The 26,352-nt window shown below is 47.7% G+C and carries 29 protein-coding genes and 1 riboswitch; of the genes, 21 read left to right on the top strand and 8 right to left on the bottom strand.

Going from position 1 to position 26,352, the window contains the following annotated elements; translation table 11 throughout:
* Nucleotides 1–3: 3 nt before the first annotated feature.
* Nucleotides 4–507: a pyrophosphohydrolase domain-containing protein gene (locus PCH01S_RS05445; RefSeq protein WP_053228650.1), complete on the top strand. Its 504-nt coding sequence runs from the start codon at nt 4–6 to the stop codon at nt 505–507.
* Between the two features lie 66 nt (nt 508–573).
* Nucleotides 574–1,386 carry a thymidylate synthase gene (locus tag PCH01S_RS05440; RefSeq protein WP_042227532.1) on the top strand — a complete coding sequence of 271 codons (813 nt, stop codon included), beginning with the start codon at nt 574–576 and terminating at the stop codon, nt 1,384–1,386.
* 322 nt (nt 1,387–1,708) lie between these two features.
* Here PCH01S_RS05440 and PCH01S_RS30230 read toward each other — a convergent pair whose 3' ends face one another.
* Nucleotides 1,709–1,870 (bottom strand): hypothetical protein, encoded by a 162-nt coding sequence (locus PCH01S_RS30230; RefSeq protein ID WP_156972789.1) that lies wholly within the window; start codon nt 1,868–1,870, stop codon nt 1,709–1,711.
* A gap of 163 nt (nt 1,871–2,033) precedes the next feature.
* Here PCH01S_RS30230 and PCH01S_RS05430 point away from each other — a divergent pair, with 163 nt between their 5' ends.
* The 10 genes from PCH01S_RS05430 to PCH01S_RS31240 all read left to right on the top strand — a co-directional run bounded on the left by PCH01S_RS05430 (nt 2,034) and on the right by PCH01S_RS31240 (nt 11,708).
* Nucleotides 2,034–3,278, top strand: a complete 1,245-nt coding sequence (locus PCH01S_RS05430; protein WP_042227528.1) for a DNA polymerase IV — start codon at nt 2,034–2,036, stop codon at nt 3,276–3,278.
* The gene (locus PCH01S_RS05425) at nt 3,275–3,619 is read left to right on the top strand and encodes a YolD-like family protein (RefSeq protein WP_042227527.1); all 345 of its coding nucleotides are present in this window, start codon (nt 3,275–3,277) and stop codon (nt 3,617–3,619) included. Before PCH01S_RS05430 ends, PCH01S_RS05425 begins: the two co-directional genes overlap by 4 nt.
* A 1-nt stretch (nt 3,620) precedes the next feature.
* A complete protein-coding gene (locus tag PCH01S_RS05420) occupies nt 3,621–4,067 on the top strand; it encodes a macro domain-containing protein (protein WP_042227525.1) in 447 nt (148 codons plus the stop codon).
* Between the two features lie 14 nt (nt 4,068–4,081).
* Entirely contained in the window at nt 4,082–4,453 is a 372-nt protein-coding gene (locus PCH01S_RS30225; protein ID WP_129112496.1) for a cyclic-phosphate processing receiver domain-containing protein, read from the top strand.
* A gap of 340 nt (nt 4,454–4,793) precedes the next feature.
* A complete protein-coding gene (gene dnaE / locus PCH01S_RS05415; RefSeq protein ID WP_053228649.1) occupies nt 4,794–7,943 on the top strand; it encodes a DNA polymerase III subunit alpha in 3,150 nt (1,049 codons plus the stop codon).
* A 298-nt stretch (nt 7,944–8,241) separates the two neighbouring features.
* Nucleotides 8,242–8,394 carry a hypothetical protein gene (locus PCH01S_RS30800; RefSeq protein ID WP_164977129.1) on the top strand — a complete coding sequence of 51 codons (153 nt, stop codon included), beginning with the start codon at nt 8,242–8,244 and terminating at the stop codon, nt 8,392–8,394.
* Between the two features lie 324 nt (nt 8,395–8,718).
* Complete coding sequence (locus PCH01S_RS05410) at nt 8,719–8,931, top strand: hypothetical protein (protein WP_042227523.1); 213 nt, start codon at nt 8,719–8,721, stop codon at nt 8,929–8,931.
* 296 nt (nt 8,932–9,227) lie between these two features.
* Nucleotides 9,228–9,373: riboswitch (FMN riboswitch) on the top strand.
* 125 nt (nt 9,374–9,498) lie between these two features.
* Nucleotides 9,499–10,497 carry a DMT family transporter gene (locus PCH01S_RS05405; RefSeq protein WP_042227521.1) on the top strand — a complete coding sequence of 333 codons (999 nt, stop codon included), beginning with the start codon at nt 9,499–9,501 and terminating at the stop codon, nt 10,495–10,497.
* Between the two features lie 208 nt (nt 10,498–10,705).
* Nucleotides 10,706–11,512 (top strand): DUF1835 domain-containing protein, encoded by an 807-nt coding sequence (locus PCH01S_RS05400; RefSeq protein WP_241688661.1) that lies wholly within the window; start codon nt 10,706–10,708, stop codon nt 11,510–11,512.
* Complete coding sequence (locus PCH01S_RS31240) at nt 11,502–11,708, top strand: DUF3658 domain-containing protein (RefSeq protein WP_241688662.1); 207 nt, start codon at nt 11,502–11,504, stop codon at nt 11,706–11,708. The genes PCH01S_RS05400 and PCH01S_RS31240 overlap by 11 nt, the downstream gene beginning before the upstream one ends.
* 204 nt (nt 11,709–11,912) lie before the next feature.
* Here PCH01S_RS31240 and motB read toward each other — a convergent pair whose 3' ends face one another.
* Together motB and motA are read right to left on the bottom strand one after the other, a co-directional pair.
* Nucleotides 11,913–12,713 (bottom strand): flagellar motor protein MotB, encoded by an 801-nt coding sequence (gene motB / locus PCH01S_RS05395; RefSeq protein WP_042227519.1) that lies wholly within the window; start codon nt 12,711–12,713, stop codon nt 11,913–11,915.
* Nucleotides 12,706–13,503 (bottom strand): flagellar motor stator protein MotA, encoded by a 798-nt coding sequence (gene motA / locus PCH01S_RS05390; RefSeq protein WP_042227517.1) that lies wholly within the window; start codon nt 13,501–13,503, stop codon nt 12,706–12,708. The genes motB and motA overlap by 8 nt, the downstream gene beginning before the upstream one ends.
* Nucleotides 13,504–13,946: 443 nt before the next feature.
* On the opposite strand from motA, the gene PCH01S_RS05385 reads away from it, so the two are divergent.
* From PCH01S_RS05385 to PCH01S_RS05375, 3 genes are all read left to right on the top strand, one after another.
* The gene (locus tag PCH01S_RS05385) at nt 13,947–15,029 is read left to right on the top strand and encodes a VanZ family protein (RefSeq protein WP_042227515.1); all 1,083 of its coding nucleotides are present in this window, start codon (nt 13,947–13,949) and stop codon (nt 15,027–15,029) included.
* A gap of 408 nt (nt 15,030–15,437) precedes the next feature.
* Entirely contained in the window at nt 15,438–15,956 is a 519-nt protein-coding gene (locus PCH01S_RS05380; RefSeq protein WP_042227514.1) for an NUDIX hydrolase, read from the top strand.
* Between the two features lie 22 nt (nt 15,957–15,978).
* A complete protein-coding gene (locus tag PCH01S_RS05375) occupies nt 15,979–16,773 on the top strand; it encodes an SDR family NAD(P)-dependent oxidoreductase (protein ID WP_042227512.1) in 795 nt (264 codons plus the stop codon).
* 27 nt (nt 16,774–16,800) lie between these two features.
* Here the strand turns inward: PCH01S_RS05375 and PCH01S_RS05370 are convergent, their stop codons facing one another.
* From PCH01S_RS05370 to PCH01S_RS05355, 4 genes are read right to left on the bottom strand one after another with little or no spacing between them, the layout of a single operon-like run.
* Nucleotides 16,801–17,925, bottom strand: coding sequence for a Ger(x)C family spore germination protein (locus PCH01S_RS05370; protein ID WP_042227511.1), 1,125 nt, complete (start codon nt 17,923–17,925; stop codon nt 16,801–16,803).
* Complete coding sequence (locus PCH01S_RS05365) at nt 17,922–19,019, bottom strand: GerAB/ArcD/ProY family transporter (RefSeq protein ID WP_042227510.1); 1,098 nt, start codon at nt 19,017–19,019, stop codon at nt 17,922–17,924. Before PCH01S_RS05365 ends, PCH01S_RS05370 begins: the two co-directional genes overlap by 4 nt.
* A complete protein-coding gene (locus PCH01S_RS05360) occupies nt 19,009–20,544 on the bottom strand; it encodes a spore germination protein (protein WP_241688663.1) in 1,536 nt (511 codons plus the stop codon). Before PCH01S_RS05360 ends, PCH01S_RS05365 begins: the two co-directional genes overlap by 11 nt.
* 53 nt (nt 20,545–20,597) lie before the next feature.
* Nucleotides 20,598–21,326, bottom strand: a complete 729-nt coding sequence (locus PCH01S_RS05355; RefSeq protein ID WP_042227508.1) for a MerR family DNA-binding transcriptional regulator — start codon at nt 21,324–21,326, stop codon at nt 20,598–20,600.
* A gap of 184 nt (nt 21,327–21,510) precedes the next feature.
* On the opposite strand from PCH01S_RS05355, the gene PCH01S_RS05350 reads away from it, so the two are divergent.
* The 3 genes from PCH01S_RS05350 (at nt 21,511) to PCH01S_RS05340 (ending at nt 23,747) form a co-directional block, all read left to right on the top strand.
* Entirely contained in the window at nt 21,511–22,134 is a 624-nt protein-coding gene (locus tag PCH01S_RS05350) for a DUF5701 family protein (protein ID WP_042227507.1), read from the top strand.
* A 185-nt stretch (nt 22,135–22,319) separates the two neighbouring features.
* The gene (locus tag PCH01S_RS05345; RefSeq protein ID WP_042227505.1) at nt 22,320–22,922 is read left to right on the top strand and encodes a nitroreductase family protein; all 603 of its coding nucleotides are present in this window, start codon (nt 22,320–22,322) and stop codon (nt 22,920–22,922) included.
* Between the two features lie 189 nt (nt 22,923–23,111).
* Complete coding sequence (locus PCH01S_RS05340) at nt 23,112–23,747, top strand: FMN-dependent NADH-azoreductase (RefSeq protein ID WP_042227504.1); 636 nt, start codon at nt 23,112–23,114, stop codon at nt 23,745–23,747.
* Nucleotides 23,748–23,978: 231 nt separating this feature from the next.
* Here PCH01S_RS05340 and PCH01S_RS05335 read toward each other — a convergent pair whose 3' ends face one another.
* Nucleotides 23,979–24,359 carry a winged helix-turn-helix transcriptional regulator gene (locus PCH01S_RS05335; protein ID WP_042227503.1) on the bottom strand — a complete coding sequence of 127 codons (381 nt, stop codon included), beginning with the start codon at nt 24,357–24,359 and terminating at the stop codon, nt 23,979–23,981.
* 149 nt (nt 24,360–24,508) lie between these two features.
* Between PCH01S_RS05335 and PCH01S_RS05330 the strand changes: the two genes are divergently transcribed.
* The 3 genes from PCH01S_RS05330 (at nt 24,509) to PCH01S_RS05320 (ending at nt 26,269) form a co-directional block, all read left to right on the top strand.
* Nucleotides 24,509–24,925 carry a BlaI/MecI/CopY family transcriptional regulator gene (locus tag PCH01S_RS05330; protein WP_042227501.1) on the top strand — a complete coding sequence of 139 codons (417 nt, stop codon included), beginning with the start codon at nt 24,509–24,511 and terminating at the stop codon, nt 24,923–24,925.
* Nucleotide 24,926: 1 nt separating this feature from the next.
* Entirely contained in the window at nt 24,927–25,775 is an 849-nt protein-coding gene (locus PCH01S_RS05325; protein ID WP_042227500.1) for a M56 family metallopeptidase, read from the top strand.
* Between the two features lie 92 nt (nt 25,776–25,867).
* Complete coding sequence (locus PCH01S_RS05320; protein WP_042227499.1) at nt 25,868–26,269, top strand: DoxX family protein; 402 nt, start codon at nt 25,868–25,870, stop codon at nt 26,267–26,269.
* Nucleotides 26,270–26,352: the final 83 nt, after the last annotated feature.

The raw sequence follows: 26,352 nt of genomic DNA, 5'->3' as shown, positions 1-26,352 counted from the left end.
AATTTGAACATTAACGAAAACATGTATTATCAGATGGTGCGAGAATTTCATAAGGCATTCAATCATCCTGTAGCAGAGCAACCAACTATCATGGATGTCGAAACTGCTTTAAATCGCATGTCTTGGGATGCAGAAGAGTCGCTTGAGCTTCTTCACGCCAGCTCTGAGACAATCGAAGAATTCCAATTTTTATATCTCAAACTTCTCGCCAATATGAAAAATACATACGAACAATTACTGAAAACTGAATTTCCTGAAGATAGACTTTCAGCTCAAGTGGACGCCCTTTGTGACAAAGAATATTTCAATCAGGGATCATTTGTGATGATGGGTGTTAAGCCTGACAGAGTTGTGGAGGCAGTTCATAATTCAAACATGAGTAAACTCTGGAATGGAGTTCCCAAGTTTCGTGAGGAAGACGGTAAAATTATTAAGTCCGACACTTTTGTAAGCCCAGAACCTATGATCAAAAAAGAAATCGAACGACAACAAGTGTCAAGTAAATAATTTAAATAACAGACGGTAGATAGATAATTCTGCCGTCTTAACTTTATTAACAAGGAGCATACAATAATGAACAATGTAGACAAAGTGTATCTCAACCTAGGAAGAGACATTCTTGTAAATGGAATTGAAAAAAATGATCGTACCGGTACAGGAACAAAATCTATTTTTGCTAGACAGCTACGCTTCGATTTGAATGAAGGCTTTCCTTTACTTACAACAAAACGTGTTCATTTTCGCTCGATTTTGGGCGAACTCCTATGGTTTCTGTCTGGATCTACAAATAAATTTGAGTTGAGTAGGAATTACGGTGTAACAATTTGGGATGAGTGGGGAGACGATGAGACAGGAGAACTGGGGAGAGTGTATGGGTCTCAGTGGCGTACTTGGCAAGCGCCTAATGGTCGAACTATTGACCAGATAGCAAATGTAATCAACCAAATTAAGGGCAACCCCGATTCACGGAGGCATCTCGTGAGCGCCTGGAATGTTGGAGAGTTGGACTCTGCATCACTTCCGCCCTGCCACTACGCGTTCCAGTTCTACGTGGCAGACGGTAAGTTGTCATGTATGTTTCAAATGCGATCTACAGACTATTTTCTAGGATTACCTTTTAATATTGCATCATACGCCTTATTAACTATGATGATTGCGCAGGTATGTAGTTTACAATTAGGAGAGTTGATTTATTCAGGAGGAGACATACATATATATAGCAACCACGTAGATCAGGTAAATAAACAACTGGCTAGAGAGCCAAAATCTCTTCCAAAAGTTTATCTAAACAGTAATATTAAGAAGATTGATGATTTCTCTATGCTTGATTTTATTCTTGATGACTACAATCCCCATCCAGGCATTAAAGCGCCGGTGGCAATTTAACATGAGTGAGTATAAAATTTCACCAGCCTCTGCAGCCTTCATAAGTAGATGTTACTGCGGTAGAGAGCCGCGAGTAATTAAACCGTTATTTAACCAAATTTATCTAATAAATGAAATGAAGTATAAGTTTACAGAGACTGTTTTGGACGAGATGAGAGACAGCGGTTTGGTTAAAGTGTTGAGCACAGACAAGCATTCGGCAAATATAATTGGACTATAAAATTCATGTTTTATTACTCTTTAAGAAAGAATAAAGGAGTCCATTCGGACTCCAATCTCTAATATTGTTGTCTGTTGTCTCAAGTCAACATTGTTCGCAAGTTTAATTTTTTCGATTGTCTGCAGATTTTTTCAAAATGAAGAATTTTAGCGCAGCCATAATAAACTCGTCAATCGCAGGATTTTTCAGTAGCTCTAAGGTAATGTCTGCAATACCCTCCTTGTTAATTAATATCCATAATGCCAATTGCTTTATTTTTTTCATCCGATTCTCATCTCCTTCAATGTACAAAGCGATGAGAGAGAAAAAATCCAACCCCTAAATAAAAATTTTTTTCTAAGGAACGAATTACCTCTTGATTAACGAACATGTGTTTGGTGTATAATGAATAATACAAACGCACGTTCGCATATAAAGGAGGAGCAAAATGACTTCTAAGACGAAATCCATTATAATGCTTTTCGATATGCAATCATTTTACGCCAGCGTAGAGAAAGCCAAAGATCCTACGCTGACAAACAAACCAATTGTTGTTGCTGGAGATCCATCAAGAAGGTCTGGGGTTGTATTGGCAGCTTGCCCATTAGCTAAACAGTATGGTGTTAAAAATGCAGAGACCTTGGGCGATGCGTTAAGAAAGTGTCCTGGGCTAGTTGTCATTCGTCCTCATATGGAAACATACATAGCAGTGTCAATGCAGATTTCTAACATACTTCAGCAATACAGTGATCTAGTTGAACCTTACAGTATTGACGAAATTTTTATTGATTGCACAAATACAATGCATCTATTCGCTAACACACCCGAAGAAATGGCTAAAGAAATTCAACGCAAAATTAGAATCGAAACCGGTGTACATGCGAGAGCTGGTATTGGAGAAAACAAAACGTTATCAAAGCTATGCTGTGACATGATTGCCAAGAAAAACAATGATGGAATTTTTATTTTGCGTAAGAATGAACTTTATAAATACATATGGGATATGCCAATTAGAGATATGTGGGGAATTGGATCGAGAATGGAGAAACATCTACTCAGAATGGGTATAAAAACAATTGGCGACCTTGCCAATACACCGTTACCTAGACTCACTAAAAGATGGGGAGTAAACGGTCAACTCATTTGGATGACAGCAAATGGAATGGATGACTCCCCGGTTACACCGAGCACTCACATGTCTCAAAAGGTAATTGGTAACGGAATGACTCTTCCGCGTGACTATTGCGAACCCTGGGAGATAGAAGTCGTTTTGTTGGACATAACGAACGAAGTGACTAAACGAGCTAGGAATAAGAATCTAATGGGGTCTGTTGTTTCGGTTGGTTGCATGGGTGCCGACTGGGATCATCCGACTGGCTTCCACAGACAAATGAAAATGCCCGATCCTACTAATGTTTCTGGCGATATTTACAGTGTTGTCAAAAGGATATTTTATACTCATTGGGATCGGCAACCAGTCAGGAAATTAAGTGTATCACTATCAGATCTTTCTGACGCTAACACTTATCAGCTATCGCTGTTTGATGACTGTGAAAAAAAGAGAACATTAGATAGTGTGATGGATAGTATCAAAGATAAATTTGGGGAATTAGCAATTCTGAGAGCAAGCTCTGTAACTTCTGCTGGTCAAGCCAAAGATAGGGCGGCTAAGATCGGAGGTCATTATAGATGAGCATAAAACTAAGTGGAAATGGGCGTTGGGAGAGTAGTCGTATGATGTTACCACAACATAAAGAGGCGATAAACCAGCAAATAAAAGAAATTGGGTTAAAGGGAAAGCCGGAGCTTCATGAAGATGAGCTGCAGATAGTAATGGAGAATATCAGCATTTCCTTTAAGAGAAAAACTGAAATATGTGTAACGATATATGGGGAGTATGAGTTTCAGGATTTAATCGGCGTTGTTACATCAATTAATCCATATAGGCAAAATTTTAAGATCGAGCTGGTTGATGGCTTCGAATTTATCGATTTTGCAGAGGTGATTAAAGCTGACTTGCGAGAGGAGAGTTAACGTGGGTGTAAAAATTGTTCAAGGTAATTTAATGGAGGCCAACGAGGATATTATTGGTCATCAGGTAAATTGTATGGGGGTTATGGGAGCAGGACTAGCTAAATTAATTAAGCGCGACTACCCAGAAGCTTTTAAACAATATAAACTATCGTGCGGTAACAAAGGAGAGTTATTGGGTCGTTGTCAAATTGTATCAACGCAATGTGAAAAATACATTGCTAATTTGTTTGGACAATACGGATATGGAGTTCAAAAAAGACATACAGACTATATTGCATTGCGTGGTGCATTAAATGAATTAAAGTCTTTGGCGATGAAGTCGAATCAGTCTATTGCTCTACCGTACAATATTGGTTGCGGTTTAGCCGGTGGAGATTGGGATATAGTAGAGCAAATTATTGAAGAAGTTTTTATAGATTATGATGCGACTCTATATAAATTCGAATAATTTGGGGTGGAAATATGATTGATTTATTCTTGGACGATTTGAGACCTTGCCCTAAAGGGTTCCATATCGCTAGGACTGTTGAAGAAGCTGTCTCAATTTGCGAATCTAATAATATACGCAGGCTTTCCTTAGACCATGATTTGGGAGGGGTTGAAGGAAATTATACTCTCACAGGGTATGATTTTTGCAAGTGGTTGGTTGAGAAGTGGGTTTTAGGCGATTATTCAGCTTTACCTGAAGCAATATTCTTGCATACATCAAACCCTGTTGGGCGCGATAACATGCGTCAAATACTCCATAGATATAATCCAGGTGAAGTTAAAGTCTATAATTCACCAATGCCCGAATACAACTTAGCTACAGGAGGCTTTGTTGAAGGTTTTTAATAATGATTTATTAGTTAGAATTAAAAAGATGTACCATTTATATTGGGTAGGATATCACAACAGGTCAAAGTTTTATCATGATGAAAAAAGAGAAGTTCATCATGCAAAATACAGGATTTTACAACAGGACGATGAAAAATTTAGACGATAAAACTATGTTTTTATAGGAAATAGGGGAGCCCTGTGAGTACATTTCACAGGGCTTTTGAGATGATTATTGAACCGTATTGAATGTACTATATATTGGTAATAATGTAAAGGTTAAATTAGAGAAACAGACAAATGAAATTCAGTTGAATAAAATAAAAGAATGTGATAATATATGATTAAGGAGGCGATATTGCTGAGAGATAATTATACGGTCTACCATTGCCACAGCGATCTAAGTAATCCGACAACGAGTATGTCAATGGATTCTACAACTAAGTTTGAACAGTATTTAAAAGTGGCAAACGAATTAGAAATGAATTCTTTCTGCTTTTCAGAACACGGATCGATTATGAATTGGATCAAGAAAAAACAGACTGTCGAAAAATACGGTATGAAATACATACATGCCAATGAGATTTACGTCACCGAATACATAGATAGAGAAAAAGGTTTAATCCGAGACAATATGCACTACATGCTTATTGCAAAGAATGAGTATGGAGTGAAAGAATTAAATAAACTAACAACGTTATCTAACAATCGTAAAGATGGTCATTATTACTTTAACCCTAGACTGTCATTAGATGAAGTGATCAATACATCAGACAATATAATTATGACAACTGCCTGCCTAGCGTCCCCACTATGGAGAGCTTTACAAAAGAACAACGCAGCGATGCTTAATAAACTCTTAGAGTTTTTAACAAGAAACAAACATAGGGTTTTTTTAGAAATTCAATACCACTTACATCCAGAACAAATAAAATTCAATCAATGGCTTTTTGATTTTTCAAAATCAACCGGTATACCTCTCATTGCTGGAACTGATACACACTCATTGAACCAAGATCATGCAGCAGCCAGAAAGATAATGATGAAAGCTAAGGGAGCAACATACGGCGATGAGGATTTATTTGATTTAACTTTTAAAAGTTATGAAGAACTGGTTGATAAATTTGAAGAACAGTCTGCTATTCCTCGTCATGCTTATTTAGAAGCTATTCATAACACAAACGTAATGGCAGATATGGTTGAAGAGTTTACCCTTGACTCTAGCCCGAAATATCCAAAGCTATACGAAGACTCTGAAAAAGTCTTTAAAGAGAAAATAAACGAAGGGATTGTCGCGAGAGGCACTAATAAACTGCCTTCCGAACAGAAAAAGAGATACTACGAGAGAGTTAGGGAAGAGTTTGATACATATAAGAAATTGGGAACGATTGACTACATGCTTTTGCAGAAAAATATTATCGACTACTGTTATACCAAAGAGATTTATCCAGGATATGGTCGAGGCTCAGTTAATGGAAGCTTAATTGCTTATTTATTGAGAATTACCGAAATGGATAGCATAAAGCATAAATTAAATTTTTTCCGGTTTTTGAATCCTGAACGAATAAGTCTTGCAGATATAGATATCGATTTTCCACCTTCGCGAAGACAAGAAGTTATTGATTATGTAGCAAGCATTCCAAACATTCACTTTTCTGAAATTATCACATTCAACACCGTTGCTTTAAAGGGGGCAATTAGAGAGGTTGGCCGCGCACTTCAGTTAGACGCTTCATTGGTTGACGAAACTGCAAAAGCCGTCTTTAAAGATGAAGAAAAGAAAGATTGTATACCTGATAGCTACAGAAAAAAATATCCTGAACTATTTAAATATGTAGATTTGGTAAGTGGAGTAATCATAAGTGTGGGCTCCCACCCTTCGGGATATGTAGTTTCACCAGTGAACTTAGATGATTCAATTGGTCTATGCTATACAAAAGAAAGCAAGTATCCTGTGAGCCAAGTAAACATGAAAGAGCTGGATAGCTGCAATTTTGTGAAGCTGGATATACTCGGCTTAGACAACATTGAGATTATTAATGAGACTTGTAGGCTTGCAGGTATTGAACGTTTGGTTCCTGACAATATGAATGTGAATGACGAGGTAGTATGGGAATCCATGAAAGATTCGGGGTTAGGCATATTTCAGTGGGAGAGCGAATCGGCACACCGTTATTACAAAGAACTGTTCAAACAAGAGACAATAAAGAAGATTAGAGAAGTTAATCCTGAAATCAGTTTAATTGAGCTCTTCTCAATCGGTAACGGTGCAATTCGTCCTTCTGGATCGTCCTATAGAGAAAGTCTAGCTGCCGGTATCTTTAAAGATCATGGACACAAAGAACTCAACAACTCATTAAATAATACTCATGGCTATCTAATTAGCCAAGAGCAAATCATGAACTTCTTGGTTGATTTTTGTGGTTACTCTATGGCTGAAAGCGATACTGTACGTCGAGGACTTTCGAAAAAGGAAGGAACTGAACAGTACATCCCATTAATTCGAGATCGGTTCGTCAGTAACATGAGAGAAAAATTTTCTGAAGATGAAGAACATTCAAAAGCAATCATTGAGCCTTTCTTACAGGTAATATTGGATGCTCAGTATTACGGGTTTTCAGATAATCACTCTAACCCATATAGTCATATTGGATATGGAAACGGCTATTTAAGACATTACTATTCTTTAGAATTTCTAACTGTAATGCTGAATATTGCAGAGAATCTAGACAAGGTGGGTAAAATTGCTGAATATGCAAATAGCATAGGAGTAAGTATTAAACCAATTATGTTTAGAAAATCTGTAAGCGAATATATGATGGCAAAAGAAGAAAATGCAATTTATAAAGGCATTAAGTCAATCAAGTATCTCAATGAACAAATAGCCAAGGAACTTTATGAATTAAGAGATAATACATATGAATCTTTTTGTGATCTACTGGTAGATATCCTTGAGAATACAACGTGCGACTCAAGGCAATTACAAATATTAATACGACTCAATTTTTTCAAGGAATTTGGTGAAAACAAAGAACTCATTAGTATATATGATGAGTTTGTCGGAGGGAAAGACGCTTACAAGAAAACTTTGAAAGATATAACTAAACTAAAAAGATTAAATATGAAAAAGAAAAGAGAGGCGGAGATAAGAAGTAGTCTTAAGGAAAAAAGATATCCAATCCACGAAACTGTTCTTTATGAAAAAGAGTTAATGGGATATGCAGGTATTAGATATCCAAATGCAATAGACTGGTATTGTATTGTAGATATGGATAAGAAATATACTCCAAGATTAACAATATACGATCTTATGAGGGGTATTGAAAAACAAATTAAAGTAGATAAAAAGAAGTTCTACAGCAACGGTAATGATAATTTTAAAATTGGCGACCTTTTACACCTATCGCAAACTGAAATGAGGCCAAAAAGCAAGTTGGTTGATGGAAAGTGGGTAAAATCAGCAGACCAATTCGATGAATGGCTAGTGAGTTGTAAAATCAAAAAATGAACTCGCTAGTACTGCTTAATGCTCGCTAATACTCAATTATACAAAGCCAATGAAGCAATAAAATATCAATTTCATATAACAGTAAAGGAGAGACTATATGGGTCCAATCACAATGAGTAGATATACCGAAGCTCAACTAAATAAAGCAATTATGGATAATATCAATAGAGGATATCATGTGGTTAAAATTTGGAATCATCCAAAACTAGATAAAGATAGATTGGTGAGGTACAACAACTATGCAAGGATGATGAAGTTATAAAATTAAAGTATACAAAAATATTTAAGGAGAGATCGGTTGAACAAGAAAAATGAGGGTAAGATATGCGAACAAAACTATAAGGAAAGTGTAAACAAAACCGAGCACTTCTTTTTGAGATTAAAAGATACAGCTAAATGGTTGCGGGGAGGCCTCAAAAGTTGGCAACTTAATAAAGATCACTTTAACTGAGATGAGACAAAAAAGTAAAAAAATTGACGGCAAATGGGGTAAGATTGAAAACCAATTCGAAGAATGGATCATTAGTTGTTTCATAAAGAAGTAGAAGTATATTACAAGAATGTAGGTGAATATTTGCAGCCGATAATAATGAAAAGATACGAAAGCGCGCAGTTAGATCAAGCGATTAATGATAATGAACGTAGAGGCTTTAAAGTAGTGCAAAAATGGGAGCAACCCAAATATAATAGGGATGGTTCAATAACTCGTTTAATATATTGTGCCAAGATGCTAAAGAATGATTAGATCAAACATTGATAAAAAAGGAGAATACATATGGAGAATAAATTTAATATTAACAAAACAGATCTGCCTCTAGTTTTAACAGCGGAACAAATAATTCAGGTTTTAGGCATTGGTAGGAGGGCCGGTTACGAATTATTGAAGGCTCCGCCGTTTCCAGTAAGACGATTGGGAAAAAGAGGAATAATTAAAGCGTCAAGAGATGCGCTTTTCAATTGGTTAGAAAGCAAAGAAAGCGGGGCATAAAGCCCTTGCTTTTTTTATTTTAGAGTGTTAATATTTCAATTACAGTTAAGTGTTCTTGGGTGAAATTGTGGCAGGATTTCAGCAGGAGCTCATATGAGTTCTGCCAGTATTTCGGTAGGATTCTGGCAGGTTTTCTGGCAGGATTTCGGCAGGATTTCGTTCTGAAACCGGATGATCTTAGCGGTAACATTAGGTCATCAACGGAAAACGAAGATTGCCACAAATTCAGTGATATCAAGGGTTTCAGCACCGAAACGACTGCTAAAGGTCACCAGAAGAACATACGAAATTGAATATTGAACCTTCGGGGTAGGGTGAAAGTCCCAACCGGCGGTGATGGGTACGCAAGTACCTTAAGCCCGCGACTCCCGGCTGTTAAGGCCGGGACTGACTTGGTGCGACTCCAAGGCCGACGGTAAAGTCCGGATGGGAGAAGGTGAAAAGCAGCTTCATTAAAATTTTTATTTTAATGAAGTCTGTTTGTCGATGCCCCCGTTGAAATTCCAGCGGGGGCATCGTCTCTTTTCGGAAGGTTCAATTCAAAACATTCCACAGGAGGTTTTTGAATTGGAAAATGCTTTAGGTCTTAACGGAAAGTCCGTATTAACGAAAGGAAAAGGGATTAACGGCATTTGGTATGTCGCGATGGGCGCCACTTTGTGGGGGCTCGATCCGCTTTTCCGTATCCTGCTGCTGAAAAGCTTAACATCGGCGCAGATCGTGTTCATCGAGCACCTGCTGCTCGCCTGCTACGCGCTTCCGGTCCTGATCCGGTACCGCGAACAATTGACCGGGAAGCTGACGCTGGCTGTTATCGGCGCGCTGCTGTTCATTTCGTGGGGCGGATCGGCGATCGCCACGATTTTATTCACGTCGGCGTTTGCTCATGGAAGCGCGAATGCCGTGCTGCTTTTACAAAAGCTTCAGCCCTTATTTGCGATTACCTTGGCGCGTGTACTGCTGAAAGAAGCTCTGCCGGCCCGATTTTTTAAATACATCTTTTTCGCGCTTGCGGGCACCTATTTGCTGACGTTCGGGTTTCAATCCCCGTCGCTGGGGCTCAAAGATCTGGGTACCCTGAGCTGTCTGCTGTCGATTCTGGCCGCAATTCTCTGGGGCGGATCCACGGTCATGGGCAAATATTTGCTGCAAAAAAATCTCGATTTCCCGATCGTAACTTCGCTCCGGTTTTTACTGGCCATTCCGCTGCTGTTTATCGTGCTGATGGCGAGTGGGGACGCCTGGCAGCTTCATAAAGCTACGGGCGAGTGGGCGCTCATTGTGGTGAACTTGCTGTTCCAGGCGTTTTTCCCGGGGCTGATCAGCATGCTGCTCTACTATAAAGGTTTGTCCTCGACCAAGGCGTTTCTCGCGACGATCGCGGAGCTGTCCTTCCCCGCCGTCGGTGTTCTGATCAACTGGCTCGTATTCGATCAGGCCCTGACAATCGGACAGTTGATCGGCTTCCTACTGATCTGGTCCACGCTGTGGTTTATGGGACGCACTCCGGAAAGCAAAGCCGCCGCGTCCGGCGCCAACGAAAAGCTTGACGCTTCGACCGTTTAATTGCAACGCATCAAAAAGACTGCCTTGTCGGCGGTCTTTTTTATATCCGCCGAAAGCGGAACTCCCTATGTAGGGACCGAAGGGTTTGAGTTTAGTGAACCTCAGGCAGCCATAGTCGGGAGTATAGCCGGATTTCCGGAAGGGTGCTATGCTAAAATAAAATAGAGTACCATTATTTTACATAACCCCGCTAAGTGAGGTGTGCGGAATGAAACGCCCGGATATGCTTGACGAAATTCACGCCCTTCATCCCAATGAAGCCAAAGGGCTGCTGCTGCAAATGCTGGAGCAAGCGCGGCGTTACGACGAGCATTCCGAGAAAGAACATGGTTTTCAAAAACAAATTTTAGAAATATGGAATGGACATGTGTCCCGAAAACGGGCGGAGAACGAGGGAAGAGCAAGCCATGTCCACATCGTGATGGGACTGTCCGACGCGGGAGCTTTGAAGTGTGCGCTCAGCAGCCTGGGCAGAAGGAAAGAAAGCGAGATCCTCGCGTTCAACGATTGTTTTTCCGAAGGGCCGATCCGGGGGCTGGAGACGGAGGAAGGGCGGAAGTTCCGGCTGGAATGGATGTTCGAACGTTTCAAGGGGTATGGGTACGCCCAGTTAACAGGGATCCGGCACGGTTCAGATCTCATTCTGGAGGCTATACGCGGCTTACCCGCCGACAAGGACATTACAATCTGGACCGGTGATCACGCCCATGAGCAGATCGGGATGCGTCTAGCCCTGGCTGTCCTCCGCGATGCTCCGAATACCGTCTATATCGGCCATGTTTCGCAGCTGTATGAAAGGATAGCCCACCGATTCGACCCGGTGCCGCATTCTTACGCGTTCGGTTTCCTCTCCACGGAAGCGATTGAAGAAATCGTGCGGCTGCATGAAGAGGGAAAGCGGCCTTTGCCGGCGCAGACACGGGAAGCGTACATCCGGGACTGGGAAGAGCTGTCGGCTTCCGATGCGAAGCTTCATATCTGGTCGGACGGTTTTTGTCGGTCAAATGCAGCGTGACGCCAGCGATGACGAAGAGGGGTTCGTCCGGGCCAGCCGGGTGATTATGGAAGCGCTGGAGAGCTGGGGCGGCGCCGTTATGGTGGAGTTTATCGAATACCGGCTGTGGACGTTGATCAGCGACGGACGGCTAAGGTTCAAAGGTGTGCCGGCTGCCATGCAGTCTTACGGAGTGGCGCTGGCCGAATCGCCTTGATCCGGAATTGCCGGACTCCACAGAAATCGAAACGAGCACCGTGAAGCATGTGTAACGGTATGGTCGCCGGAGCGAAAAGCAGCGATGAGGGCCGTGCGGGCCGGCTCTGCATCGCAGCCGCTCAAAAACCGCACACCGTCCCCCAGGCAGCAGAAAAAAGCAGGTTCCCCTCATCAATCGGGAACCTGCTTTTTTTCGAGTGTGCTATTCGCCCTCGGCGGTTTTTTTCACTTCCGACGCTTTGATGCCGCGCATAATGCTGACCTCGACGCGGCGGTTTTTGGACCGGCCTTCGGTTGTGACGTTTGAATCCACCGGCCGGTACTCGCCGTATCCGATCGAACGGAACCGGCTCGGGTCGATAGCGTTATTTTCGAGCAAAATTTTCATGAAATTCAGGGCCCGCTTGGAGCTTAAATCCCAGTTCGAATCAAACTCCTTGTTGTTGATCGGCACATTATCGGCATGTCCGGCCACTTCGATCCGATATTTCGGATATTGGCTCAGCATATCGGTCATGGCCTGGGCCAGAAGGCGCGATTCCGGTTTGATGACGGCAGACCCGGAGGCGAATAAAGCTTTGTCCTGGATGGTGATCATGAGCTGGTCGTCAGTCAGGGTCGTTGTCAGCTCGGAGCCCAGCTTGTTGTCCGTGATGTATTGATCGAGCTTCTGTTTAAGCTTCTCAAGATCGGCCTGCTCGGCCTCGTACTGCTTTTGAAGCGCTTCGCTTTCCGAAGGGTTCGGGTTGTCATGCTTCTTGAGCGCGGTACTGGAGTCCCGGTTCAACGGGATTTTGGCGGACGATTCGAACGTCCCGGTTCCCCCGGTAAAAGCGGAGTTCAAAGCCCGCATAATACTGTCGTATTTTTTCGAATCCACCTGGCTGGAAGCGAACAAAATAATGAACAGGGCCAGCAGAAGCGTCAAAAGGTCGGCATAAGGGATGAGCCAGGTCTCGTCGATATGTTCCTCATGATGTTCTCTCCGGTGCTTTTTACTCATTGTCCATACCCGGTTGCTTCGAGGAATCCTCATCTTCACGCTGGGAGCTTGGTACGAATACGAGCAGTTTCTGCTTGACGGCGGAAGAAGAAATACCGGCCTGAATGGATAGGAGTCCTTCCACCATCATGAGCTTCAGCGTGACTTCTTTTTTGGATTTCTGCTTCAGTTTATTGGCGATGGGATGCCAGAGAACGTAACCGGAAAAAATACCGAGAAGAGTCGCGACGAACGCCGCGGAGATCAGATGGCCGAGTTTCTCGATTTCGTTCAGGTTGCTCAGCGCTGCGATCAGGCCGACAACCGCTCCCAATACCCCCAGAGTAGGGGCGTACGTTCCCGCCTGTGTAAAGATTTGAGCGCCGTTCCGGTGCCGCTCTTCCATAGCCGCAATATCTTCCATCAACACTTCGCGTACGAAGTCCTGATCGTTTGCATCGATAATCATCCGCATTCCGCTTTTAAGGAAGGGATCGTCGATATCGTTCACTTTTTCCTCGAGAGAAAGAAGGCCTTCGCGACGTGTGAGAGCCGTCCAGTCCGCGACCATGTTAATGAGGTCTTTTTTGGGCATAAGCTTTTGTTCGGTGAAAACGATTTTCATCAATTTAGGAAAATTTTTAAGTTCTTCGCCCGAAAATCCGATAAAGAGAGTGGCCGCCGTTCCGACAAAAATAATGAGTAAAGCGGCGGGATTGAACAGAGCAGTCAGGCTGGCCCCTTTTAAAACCATGCCGACGCCTACGGCGATAATCGCCAGAATGATACCAATGATAGAAGATTTCTCCAAAATTCGCGCACCTCTTTGTTGTAGGTTGTATGACCTATATCGACAAGGGTACTCATAAAGTTAACAGTTATTTTCAAGTTCCCGCAAGTGTCACAAAAATCACACAAAAAGGCTGAAAATCAAGCTTTTTGGACGTTTTTGGATCGTTTTGAGAAGGGGTTTCCATCCTGTCCGGCGAAGGGTTTCCGAATAATTTCGATTCTATTCGACATGACTGGCGTCTTGTATATTCAACCATTTTAAGGTATAAACGGAAATGAATACACGCATATCTTCATTCCGGCTTCCGGTGATGCCCGGCTTTTTAGCGATGCCTGGTGAATGTTTCGATGTGAAAAGGGCATGTACGCGTATATGAAGACGCTGCTCTTGGCATGATGTGCATAGCGGCATGACTTGTGCTAAAATCAGATCTTACCAAATCTCTGACAGCAGGTGTTTCCGTGTTCAGTTTCTATTTGTTTCCGATTTCGTATGCTTTTCTGACGTTTCCGATTGCGGCGGTCCTGTTTACGCTTCCTTTTCTGATTGTCCAGTACCGCAAGTACGGGTATGTACACTTTTACAGGGCTTTGCTGCTTTACTTGTTTCTTCTGTACATGATGAATGCCGTATTCCTGATCATTCTGCCGCTTCCTCCAAGCATCCACAACGCGCCTCCGGCGGTGGAGTCGTATGCCCAGTGGATTCCGTTCCACTTCCTGGAAGATATCCTCAAGGAGACGGCCGTAGTGGCGGACCAACCGCGCACCTATCTCCATCTGCTGAAGGAACGGGCGTTCCTTCAAGTGTTCTTTAACGTGCTGCTGACGGTGCCGTTCGGTATTTTTCTGCGGTATTATTTCCGTACAAGCTGGGTCAAATGCCTATTGTTCTCCATAGGTCTGTCTCTGTTTTTCGAAATCACGCAGGTCACGGGCCTGTACGGGATTTACGATTACCCATACCGGCTCTTCGATGTCGACGATATTATGATGAATACGGCGGGGGGCATGATCGGATATGTGGCGGCGGAATGGCTTTCTTCCCTGCTGCCGAAGATCGAATCGCTCGATGACAAAGTGGACTTGGCGGCCAAACGCGTCACCTACACCCGCCGCGGGCTGGCGTTCCTGTTCGACTGGTTCGTGATGAGTCCGATACTTGCCATTCTGGCTGTACTGAACGTACCTCTTCCTTATGCGGCGGGCGTCGTGCTGTATTTTATCGTGCTGCCTTATTTCACGAACGGCCAGACGCTCGGCAAATGGATCGTCCGTATCCGTCTCACAGGCAAATCCGATAAAATAACGCTGTACGAACTTTTCGTTCGGTACGGGCTGTTGTATCTCTTCGTCGGGGGCCTGAATCAGTTGTACATCCGGGCGGGGATCGAGAATCTTCCGGATATCCTGATGGTCATCGCGACGTTCGCCATGTTCCTGTTTAATGCCTGGTTCGCTATTCACGTCCTGCGCTGTGTATTCAACCGCAACCGGCAGCTGTTTTACGAGAAGAAAAGCGGTACGCGGCACGTCATCAAGTAGGGAAGCGGAAAACGCGCGGAGACTCATCCCATCTTCCGCTTCCCCGGTTTTTCAAAACAAAAGCAGCCTCAGTCCTCTTTTATAGGGACTGGGGCTTTTTGCAGCGGGCTGAACAGGGCCGGTTTACAGAAACCGAACCTGTTTTAACCCCGGGCAGATTCTTTTTTTCGGCAGAAACCGCTATATTTAATAGAGAACTTAAATGAAGGCGCTTCCTTTAATAGAAACCTTGAAGCGGAGGGACCGGAATGAAGAAACCCGTCGATATCGGTATCGTGCTGAGCCAGCTTGACTTGGCTTGGCAGAAATGGCTGGACTATAGGCTGCCGCAAAATCACAAGCAGCCGCTTTGAGAATTTGGCACCGGTGCAGGTGCCGGTACCGACAGCGGACAAACGGAGGTAAACGATGTTAAAACCGAAGACGATCGAGGCCGATTGGGGAGGCCATCTTGTAAAATTGACCTGGATTGCTGCCGCAGCGCCTCCCGAAAAGGATGTCACGAGTGTGCATGGCGTCTGCTTTTACGAAGGCAAAATAGTGCTCGTCCGCGTCAAAACACGCGGTTATAACTTGCCGGGCGGGCACGTGGAGGCGGGCGAGACACCCGGGGAGGCCCTGCACCGCGAATGCCTGGAGGAGGCTTGCGCGGAAGGAGTGATCCGTCCGGTCGGGATGATCGAGGTGAGCCATGAGAACAACCCGAATTTCGTTCCGGGCGGCAAGTATCCGCTCGTCGGCTATCAGGTTTTTTACCGGATGGATATAACCGCCTGTCACCCTTTCACCCGGGATAACGAGTGTACGGCCCGCATCTGGGTCGAGCCCGGGGAGCTGCCGCATGTGATCGAGGATCACGAGCTCATAATCTGCGCCGTGGAAGCGGCGCTGGACTGCGGGCCCGTAAGCAGGCCGCTTGACGATTGAAAAGACGAAGGAGGAGAATGGCATGCCAGAGAAACAGAACGGACAACCCCCCGCCGTACTCGTAACGGGAGGAAGCACCGGAATCGGCCGGGGCATTGCCCTTGCATTTGCGGCGGCAGGCTACCGGGTCGCGATTACCCATTATCAGGATGGGGAGTCCGCGGCGGCAGCCGCCGAGGAGATTTCACGCTTGTCGGGAGTCCCATGCGGAGTTATCGAAGGCGACCTGAGGAAGCTTGAAACGGCCGAAGCGACCGTGCCGGAGGCCTTGCGAATCCTCGGCCGCCTCGACGTTCTCGTGAACAATGCCGGCATCGGCTTGTACGGCCGCATACAGGAGCTGCCCGCGGAAAACCTGGACAGCTTATACGGGCTGAATTTCCGCGCTCCGCTGCTTCTGATGCGGGATGCCTCCCGCCACATGATTGAGCGAGGCATTCGCGGCTGCATCCTGAACATTACCTCCTCGCGGGCCGAACGGGCTTATCCGAAGGATGTCGCCTACGGAGGACTCAAGGCGGGTTTGAAGCGGGCAGCGGAAGCCGCCGCGCTCGATCTGGCGCCTTACGGCATACGCGTCAACTGCCTTGCTCCCGGTGCCGTCCTTGTGCGGGAACCGGAGCCGGAGCCGGACAAGTTCGCCGAGACGGTCCCCCTGGGCCGGATAGGGCTGCCGGACGATATCGGCCATGCGGCGGTGTGGCTGGCATCCGGGCAGGCGTCGTACGTGACCGGCGTCTCTCTGCGGATAGACGGCGGCTTGATCCTGCCGGGAATGCCGGAAGACGGCAGCGCCTCTTGGAATCCGGGCGTATAACGGGCATAGGTCTACAAGACCGGCGGGTCAGTTAAAGACGCCCGAACCCACAATTTCCACGTTGACTTTCGGATGGAAACGGACATTTCTATACTCCTGTAGCCAATCCATGGACTTCCACAACTTTGTATGTCGGGCCATCAGCCGTCTGCCGATCCCGAATGCGTCACAGCCGCTTTCCTGCAGCTTCTCGATCAAGGCTTCGGCGTCCTCGGTCAGGAGAGCGGACAAGTCTTTGTTCAGCCGGTTCACCGTGTCTTTTTTATGCAGATGATCCTCTGCAAATTCCGTCACTCTTACGGGAAGGTTCAGGTCCAAATAAACATCCACTTTACGGTCCCGGACCTGGATTTTCAATTTGCGCTTGCTTTTCTTTCCCCCGGCATCGAACGTGATGTAATTCTCCAAGTTACTCCGGTCCCCCTCTTTAATTTTCCGTACAAATCTTGCCGTATCTTTGTGAGATCCCGAGAGAAGCGAGTACAGAATGGCTTCCTCCACATTCAGGCTGCCTGTCATCCGTTGACCGTTAAACAGAGCGACCCCTGTGGCTTCGACGTTTTTACCGACTTGTTTAAGATAGGGGAGTACGAAGTCCTGACCGGGGTCCAGCAGCAGCGTGAGCATCGTTTCCAGCGATAATTCGGGGAAAATGCTCATCTCTTCCAGGCTTTCGATTTTCCTTGTAATAAATTCGCCGATGAGAATGTTTCCGATCTGTTTCAGCCGCAGCATTTCGTTTGTGGAGCCGTCCACGACGGCAATTTTAACCCGGGAAGTCGGGTTGCGCGGGTCGCGGTACAAAACATCCAGGTACGGATAAAGATCTTTTTCCGCTACGCTTTTGCCGAGCAGCATAAAGCCGTATTTGAAGTACCGGATATCCCCGGTTACCTTGGTGCGGATGATGTCACTCGTCTGCCTGACGGAATAACCGACGCCGGATTCGACCTCGTTCTTCGCCGAGCCCTGCTGCTCGGGTTGTTTGGACTCATCCACAACTTCCATCGTCTGCATCAGCCTGCCGTCGGGTGTGAGATCATACCCCGCCCCGTATCCAAGTCTGGCATTTCTCAAACTGTCCTCATCCCAGCAGCCCGGCAGCACGGCGAGCAGGAGCAGCACGGTCCCGATACGTCCGGCCCGTTTCATGCGGGATCACCTTCTTTCTTCTTGAGTGCGTAGGACAGCAGGAGGAGCAGAACCGGGAATCCGATGAGGAAAAAATAAGCCGACGCGTCGGCGATATACGAGAATAGCTCGAACTGCTCCTTCGTCTGCGGCAGATACGCGATGATACAGGAAATAATTACCGCAAAGGGCGCGGCTTTTTTATGATCCTTATGCTTCAGCAGATGACCGATGCCAAATGCGGCCGCATAACAGTAGCCGGTCATGGAGGCTACCATGGAGATCATCCAGATGGGGAGGAACAGCAGATCCGCGCGGTCCATCGCCCCGAACGGCAGCGAACGCAGCAGATACATGACCGGCTCCGGAATCATGTTCAGCTGCTGGGGACTGAAAACGGTCATGCAGGTAAATACCGTGAAGGCGTAAAACAAAACGACAAACCAGGTGCCGGCCGAAACGGCTTTCAGTTTGCCCCCATGGCTTCCTTTTACAAAAGGATAAATGATGAGAATCAGCTCGAACCCGTACATGGCGGTTATCGTTTCTTTCGAGCTTACAACGATATTCCAGATTCCCGCCTCGTCAAGCGGAAGCAGGTACAGGAAATTTGCACGGTGCACACCGTATCCGATAAGGAACATCATCGGCCCGATGAGAAACGTGAACAGGATAAAGATGCGCGAAATGGTGCGAAACGTGCCCCGGATCAAATAAACGCCGGTCAGCATAAACAAGAATAACACCGCCCAGCGCGGGGTGTTCTGGAGAATCCAGCGGTTGATGATATCGAACGCGCCCATCATGACGACGCCCCCGACCAGAAGAAAGTATGCGACGTAGGCGGCTCCGATCAAAGCGCCCGCATATCGGCCCGTTACGACGGACGCGATCCGGAACACGCTGTAGGAGGGGAATCGTTTCATCAGCATCCACATCATAACGAGGATCAACTGCAGGAAGACACCGGCGATCAGGACCGAAATCCAGCCTCCGCCTTTGGCGAGCTGGTGAAGACGGTACGGCAGCGACAAAATTCCGACACCGATCTGGAGTTTGATAATGAGCAGAAAAAGCTGGCCTTGCGAAATGGTGTCCTTGGGTTCAATCTTCATCCCGTTTCCAGCTCCTTGAGGTCGCCTCTTCTTGCTTCATGATTTTAGGATTGGCGTCATGGGGACGCGCGTTGAGCAGCCAAGAAGGGAAGCGGACAAACACATCCTTCATATCTTTTATTCTCAGCGGTGCGAAAGGAGAGAAGTAAGGCGTTCCGTAAGATTCCAGTTTGCACAAGTGGATCGTCAGAAGCATGAGACCGAAAGCGATTCCCACATATCCGAAAATCGAAGCGGCGATCATCAGCGGAAAGCGCAAAATCCGCACGGCCGAGCTCATTTCGTGGGACGGGACGAGAAAAGAGGCGATCGCGGTGAGCGAAACGACGATGATCATCGTGTAGGAAACGAGTCCCGCCCGCACGATGGCATCCCCGATGACCAAGCCGCCGACGATACCGATCGTCTGTCCGACCCGGCTGGGCAGCCGGATTCCCGCTTCGCGGAGCAGCTCGAAGATGAGTTCGAGCAGCATGGCTTCGACGATAGCGGGAAACGGCACGCGTTCCAGCGAGCTTTTGATCGTATGAACAAGCTCCAGCGGCAAAATATCCGGATGAAAGGAAACGGTCCCGATGTAAATGGCCGGGAGCGTGAATGCCAGCAGGAAACTGAACATCCGAATCATCCGGACAAAAGAACTGACGATCCAGCGGCCGTTATAATCGTCCGGCGATTGGTAGAAGGCGAAGAAGGTGACGGGAACGATAAGAACGGTCGGACTTCCTTCCGTAAGAATCGCGACGCGTCCTTCCATTATATTGGAAGCGGTCCGGTCCGGACGCTCGGTGGCCAAATGCTGGGGGAACATGGAGAACGGGTGATCCTCCGTCATCTCCTGAATAATTCCCGTGGTAAGCACGGTGTCGGTGGAAATGGCCCGGATCCGTTCCTCGACTTCCTGAACGAGCTCGGCATTGGCGATATTTTTCATATAAACGATAGCTATCCGGGTTTGCGTATGCGTACCGGCCTTATAGTAGCGGACCGTCAAATACGGGCTTGCGATCAGCTTGCGGATCAGAAACAAATTTACGTTCAGAACTTCGATGAAGCCGTAATGCGGATCCCGGATCACGCCTTCGTTCTCGGGTTCTTCCACGCTCCGTTTGCAGACCGCTTCGGTTGCCAAAATATAAAACTCTTGAAGACCTTCCAGAAAATAAACGCATTTTCCCAGAATCAAAGCCTTGACGGCGTTATCCAGCGCAGTTTCACGGGTCGTTTCCAAAATATTAAACAGGTTGTCCGGCTCTTGGCCGGTGTTCTCGTGCAGAGGCTGGATCACATGAAGCTGTATTTTGTCCTGATCCACGAGGGATTCGAGGTAAACCAGCATCCCGTCCGTTCCGGCGAAGGGGAGAGGCTTCTGCTTCATATCTTCCGTATGGCATAGACTATGGTGAAGATAACCGATATTGATGGCAATGGAATCGGAAGCCTGGAGGGAATTTTCCGGTTCATGGAAATTTTCACCCGGTCCTGAGTTCCGGGCAGCCCGGAGAAGCTTGCGGTAGAGACTCATGCAATACACACCTTTGGATTCGATACCCCTAATGTGTTCAAACGGGATTGCCATTATTCTCTATGGGAGGGGGAAAGCGGCACATTCAGCCTTTCGCACAGCCGGTAGACACAGTACGCGCCCTTCAACTGATGCAGATTCATCCGCTCCAGATACCGGAGCGAATCGCGCGCGATGGCTATGGCCGCTTCGAGATTGTCAGGGTCGAGAAGCCCGATCGCTTTTTTCAGCTCCGCGAGCTCCTGCGAATAAACGGCCTGCCGGAGCGTGTGGATCAGCCGGATTTTGCGCACCTGCAGGCGGTTAAACGTCCGGTAGCCGTTGGCGGGATTCCGGTTGGCGGTGATGAGCCCCGTCTTCTCCCAGTGACGGATAGCGGAGCGCGGGATGCCGGTTTCCGCCGACACCTGGCCGATGCTTTGGCCGCCCGGGTCCTGCGCTTCCTGAGCCGTTGCGGCTTCCCCGCTTTCCAGATAAGCCAGCGTGTCGTCGGCTCTCCGTTTGTCCCGGAAGAGAGCGGTTTGCGCTTCGGTCATGCACCAGAGGGCGGAGGCCCACTCTCCTTTTTGGAGCCGGCGCAGTACTTCCGCGGTGATGTCCATGCCGAAGCCGGGCGACATCGCCTGGATGCACTCGAAATAAGCCGCATGCAGCTCTGTGTATGTCCGGTGACCGGAAGGGGTCCGATTTGCGGGAGGGACGAGTCCGGCGGCTTCGTAATTTCTTAAAGCACTTGTGCTGACGCGCAATTTTCGGGCGATATCGATGGGTCTGAAATTCATGGGAATGACCTCCACAGCAATCTAAACCTTCAAGTAAGGTTATAAGTATTCTATCAAAAAAGTGAGGTTTCAAAGGATCTAATTGTTGAAAACTTGGAATTCGCACGCATGTTATACAATGAAAATGAGAATATGGAGAGCCGGAGAGTTTAAAAAAAGCTACCGGCGGGAGAGGAGCGGACTGATGAGATTTGAAGAAGAATTTGAAAGACAGATCCGAAATTTAATAGACAAAGGCTACCCCGGTTTCATGGGAATGGAGGAAGCGGCTTTCCGCGAGCTTTTCGCCCCGTTAAAAGAAAGAGCCGCCGAGCGGATGCGGGAAGATTTCAAGCCGGGAGAGGGCAGTCTGCCTTTCGTCCTGGTCGTGACGACCGGGACACTTCCACGGGATGAGATGATGCGGCGGGTGGAACGCAGCGGGAAAAACGGCTTCAGCGTCATGGAAGCCGAAGATCTCGCGAGGTTCGAACCTATCGAAGGCGTGGAGCTTCCCGAAGGAGAAGCATACTTGCTCCTGGATGTGGATACGGGCTCGGAAACACTGAACCGGACGCCGAATGAAGCGATGAAATCATTTGCGGAATGGAACCGTTCTCCGCTGACGATCGAGGAGGGAATTGCCGTGATTACCCATTTGCCGGACGTTTTGCAGAAAAATCACGGGTTTTCTTTATGCGGCTCCAGATGCGGCGACCGGAGGGTAAGCGCGCTGTGGATTAGCGGCGGCAAGCCGAAGCTGGGCTGGTGCTGGGCGGGCAATCCCCATACTTGGCTGGGATCGGCCTCCTGCGGAGCGAGAATTTGAACGTGCTGCCTACGTTTTGAATGCCGTCCTTCCCGGTATTGGTCAAGAAGATTCCTAACGCGGCGCCGCGGGTAATAAGGGAAGATTGTCCTTTAACCCGCCGTGAATAATAGGCTTTGCATAAAAACGGGTACAACGCGGCAAATTACAATCACTTCACTTCTACGAATAACGGAGGGATACGTATGTCAGCGGAATCATTTTTGCAAGCGGTCCGGGAAAGACGCTCTATTTATTCAATCAGCGGAGAATCCCCGGTTTCGGACGACAAGATTGTGGAAATCGTGAAGGAAGCGGTCAAACACACGCCTTCGGCCTTTAACTCCCAAAGCGCGCGAGTGCTCGTACTTCTCGGTGAGCAGCATCATAAGCTGTGGGATATCGTCAAAGATATTCTTCGTACGATCGTCAAGGAAGAACAGTTTGCCGCCACGGAACAGAAGGTGAACAGTTTCCGCAGCGGTCACGGTTCGGTTGTGTTTTTCGAGGATATGTCTGTCATCGAGGGTTTGCAGGCGCAGTTTCCGAGCTACCAGGACCATTTCCCGAATTGGTCCCAACAGTCAAGCGGCATGCTGCAATATGTCATCTGGACGGCGCTGGAGAGCGAAGGGCTCGGAGCGACGCTTCAGCACTACAATCCTTTGATCGACGAGAAGGTAAAAAGCACCTGGAACCTGCCAGAATCGTGGAAACTGATCGCCCAGATGCCATTCGGCAAGCCGACCGCGCCTGCGGGCGACAAGGAATTTAAACCGGTTGAGGATCGGGTCAAACTAGCCAAATAAATATCGGCGGTCCCGAACCAGAAGCCCCATTTCTCCCACAGAAATGGGGTTTATTCTGTTATCCGCACGTTTACAGTACCTTTTTTTATCCTAACCCACATAGATGTGCCTACTTCCCAGAACGGAAAATATGAGACATAATTACTTTGAAGTCAAGATAATTTCCGATAAGAAGGGAAGAATTCAATTATGGCAACAGTCCTATACATTACGGCTCACCCGCACGATCACCAAACTTCTTACAGCATGGCGGTAGGAAAAGAATTTATCGAGGCGTACCGCGAAGCGAATCCGTCCGATGAAGTGATCGCCCTTGATCTTTACAACTCGGATGTTCCGCAAATCGACGCGGACGTATTCAGCGGCTGGGGCAAGCTGCGCTCCGGTTCCTCGTTCGACCAGCTTTCCGCTTCCGAGCAGGCGAAAGTTCAGCGTCTGAACGACATCGTGGAGCAGTACATTGCGGCCGACAAATATGTTTATGTATCCCCGATGTGGAACTTCTCGTTCCCTCCGGTTCTTAAAGCTTACATCGATGCCATCTGCATCGCCGGCAAAACGTTCAAGTACACGGAAAACGGCCCGGTCGGCCTGCTGACCGACAAGAAAGCCATTCATATCCAAGCAAGCGGCGGCGTCTACTCCGAAGGTCCTGCCGCGGGCTTCGAGAGCGGACACAGCTTCCTGAAAAAAATCATGATGTTCCACGGCGTACCTTCTTTCGAAGGCATCTTCGTGGAAGGCATGGCGGCTATGCCGGATAAAGCTCCGGCGATCAAAGAAGCGGCCATCGCGAAAGCGAAAGAAGCGGCGAAACGCTTCTAATCGCTCCCGGCGGGGAGCCGGAGCGTCCGGCCGGGAATGGCCCGGCCGGCGCAGCAAAAATAACCTCCGTTTCCCTGTCAGGGACGGAGGTTATTTTTGCTGCGCGAGCTCAGGCGCGAGGCGTCCCGCGTCCGCGGCAGGCCGCACACGCCACTTGAGACGCCGCATCGCGCGGCGGGAACAGCGCGCAGTGCGCGCGTACGCGTCTGCGCCGAGGCGATGGGCCGGGCGCTACGGTCTGGCCGAAGCCGCCCGGCTTTCCGCGTCTGCGGCGGCTTCCGCGTTCCGCTGCTTCATATGCTCGACGTGGGCCGCGCCCCAGACGTGCATGGAGTGAAGGATCGGCTCCAGGGTCCGGCCATACTCCGTGATGGAGTATTCCACCTTAGGAGGAACTTGCGGATATACGACCCGCCGGACGATGTCCTGTTCTTCAAGCTCACGGAGATGCAGGGTCAGCATACGCTGGGTAATATCGGGCATCAATCTTCTGAGCTCGTTAAACCGCAGCGTATCTTTGCTGATTAAATGTTGAATGACCAGAGGTTTCCATTTGCCGACAATCATGTCCAGAGCCACGACCACTTTGCACTGCTCGGGGATAATTTCCATGGGACGGCCTCCTTTCACAGTACCTTTTTTATTACTATAGCATATCTTCGCTTCTACTGCCTCAAGCCCCGTATATAAGGCTCTGCGCATGTACACTTGACACCGTTAGGCCGCTAACACTACAATGGGTAGTGGAAGGGGGTGGCCTCGTGAAAATTCATACGTTTAAAACGAACGAAAGCGGGCTTAACCGGTTTTTCGGACCTCTGGAAGCCAAGATCATGAACATTTTGTGGGACGGGCCCGAGATGGCGATCAAGGATGTCCAGCACTCGCTGGAACGCGAGAAGCTTGTGAACTTCAACACTGTTATGACGGTCATGAACCGGCTTTTGGATAAAGGAATTTTGTCGAAAAGAATGGACAGGAGGACATCGCTTTACAAGCCAGTCCAATCCAGAGACGAGTTTCTCGAATGCCAGTCGAAAGAATTGACCCACGAGCTTATGGAGGAATTCGGATCGTCTCTGGTGGTCAACCATATGCTCGATGCCCTGGAAGAGGTGGATCCCATGCTCATTGAGAAGCTGCAACAGAAAATCCTGGATCTGCGGAAGGACAAGTAACATGTGGCAGTCCCGGTCCAGATTCATTTTCCGTTCGTCGGTTTTGATTGCGGGCGTTGTCCTGTTTCAGATGACCATGTATGCCCTGCATGTCCTGTTCGGTATCCGAATCGGGTTTAACGTGCTGAATGTCTGCACCGAATGGATGCGTTCGAAGGGGATTTTCTCCATCGCCCATCTGCTGGACGTCTTTGTGATCGGCACGTTCGTGTACAGTATGTGGCAAATCCTCCGGCAGTTCGTCCTATCGCGGAGAATTTTCGCCAAGCTGGACGCATACCGGCATACGAAGCTGTCTGCGGAGTTGAACCGGATGTATCCCGAAGCGCGGGGAAACATCGTCGTGGTCGTGTCGGACGAGCCGATCGCGCTGACGATGGGATTCGGCAAACCGGCGGTTGTCCTGTCCACCGGACTCTTGGATATGCTGGATGCGAGTGAGGCGGAGGCCGTTATCCACCATGAGCTGCATCATCAGCAGACGGGAGATCCGCGCAGTATGTTCTTCCTCTCGTTATTAGCTTCGGTGCTGTGGTATCTTCCCGTACTGAAATGGTTCCACCACCAGTACAAAATCGCGCGCGAGATACTTGCGGACAATTACGCGATTTCGCGCCAAGGCTCTTCCCGCGATCTCGGCAGCGCATTGCTGAAACTGCTCCGCAGAGGCGGTACGGTTGCCATGCCATTCGCATACGCATCGTTCGCGGATACCTCGATCAATTACAGAATCAGAAGAATCGTCGATCCGGAATCCCCGATTTCATTTCGCCCGCCACTGACACCGACCATGATTTCCGGTTATGTGCTGGTTGTAATGACGTGGCTTTTCGTCCAGATCTTGTTCTGAAAAATTTTTAAGCACAGACACTACATTTCGTAGTGTTCTTGCGACCATAAACACTACAAGATGTAGTGTAAAACCAAGGAGGAAATTAAAAAATGAATTCACTTAACAAATGGCAGTATGGAGCGTTTATTTTACGGATTGTTCTCGGTTTGATCTTTCTCGTTCACGGCTATCAGAAATTTGAAGGCGGATTGAGCGGTGTCGCCGGATTTTTCGGCAGTCTCGGTCTTCCCGGATTTATGGCGTATGTGGTGGCGGTTATCGAGCTGGCGGGCGGCATCCTTATGCTGATCGGGCTTGGAACGCGCTGGATTGCGGCGGCATTTGCCGTTATCATGCTGGTGGCGATCTTCACGGCGAAGCTAAGCCTAGGATTCACAGGAGGCTATGAGCTGGAGCTGGCGCTGCTCGGCATGTCCCTGGGCCTGTTCTTTACGGGCAAGCAATTCCTGGCTTTGGAAAACGTGTTTTCCCGCGGGAAGGCGAACGCCTAGTAAGAACGGGCTGGCAGCAGACGCGCTGTAAGTATGCACAGAGATTCGCAAGGCCGATTTACAAAACGAAAACCACAGGGCTG

The organism is Paenibacillus chitinolyticus NBRC 15660 (genome assembly GCF_000739915.1).
GTDB classification, from domain to species: Bacteria; Bacillota; Bacilli; order Paenibacillales; family NBRC-103111; genus Paenibacillus_F; species Paenibacillus_F chitinolyticus.
The sequence above is the reverse complement of the archived record's forward strand: the minus strand, read 5'-3'. Positions and strand labels throughout refer to the sequence as shown.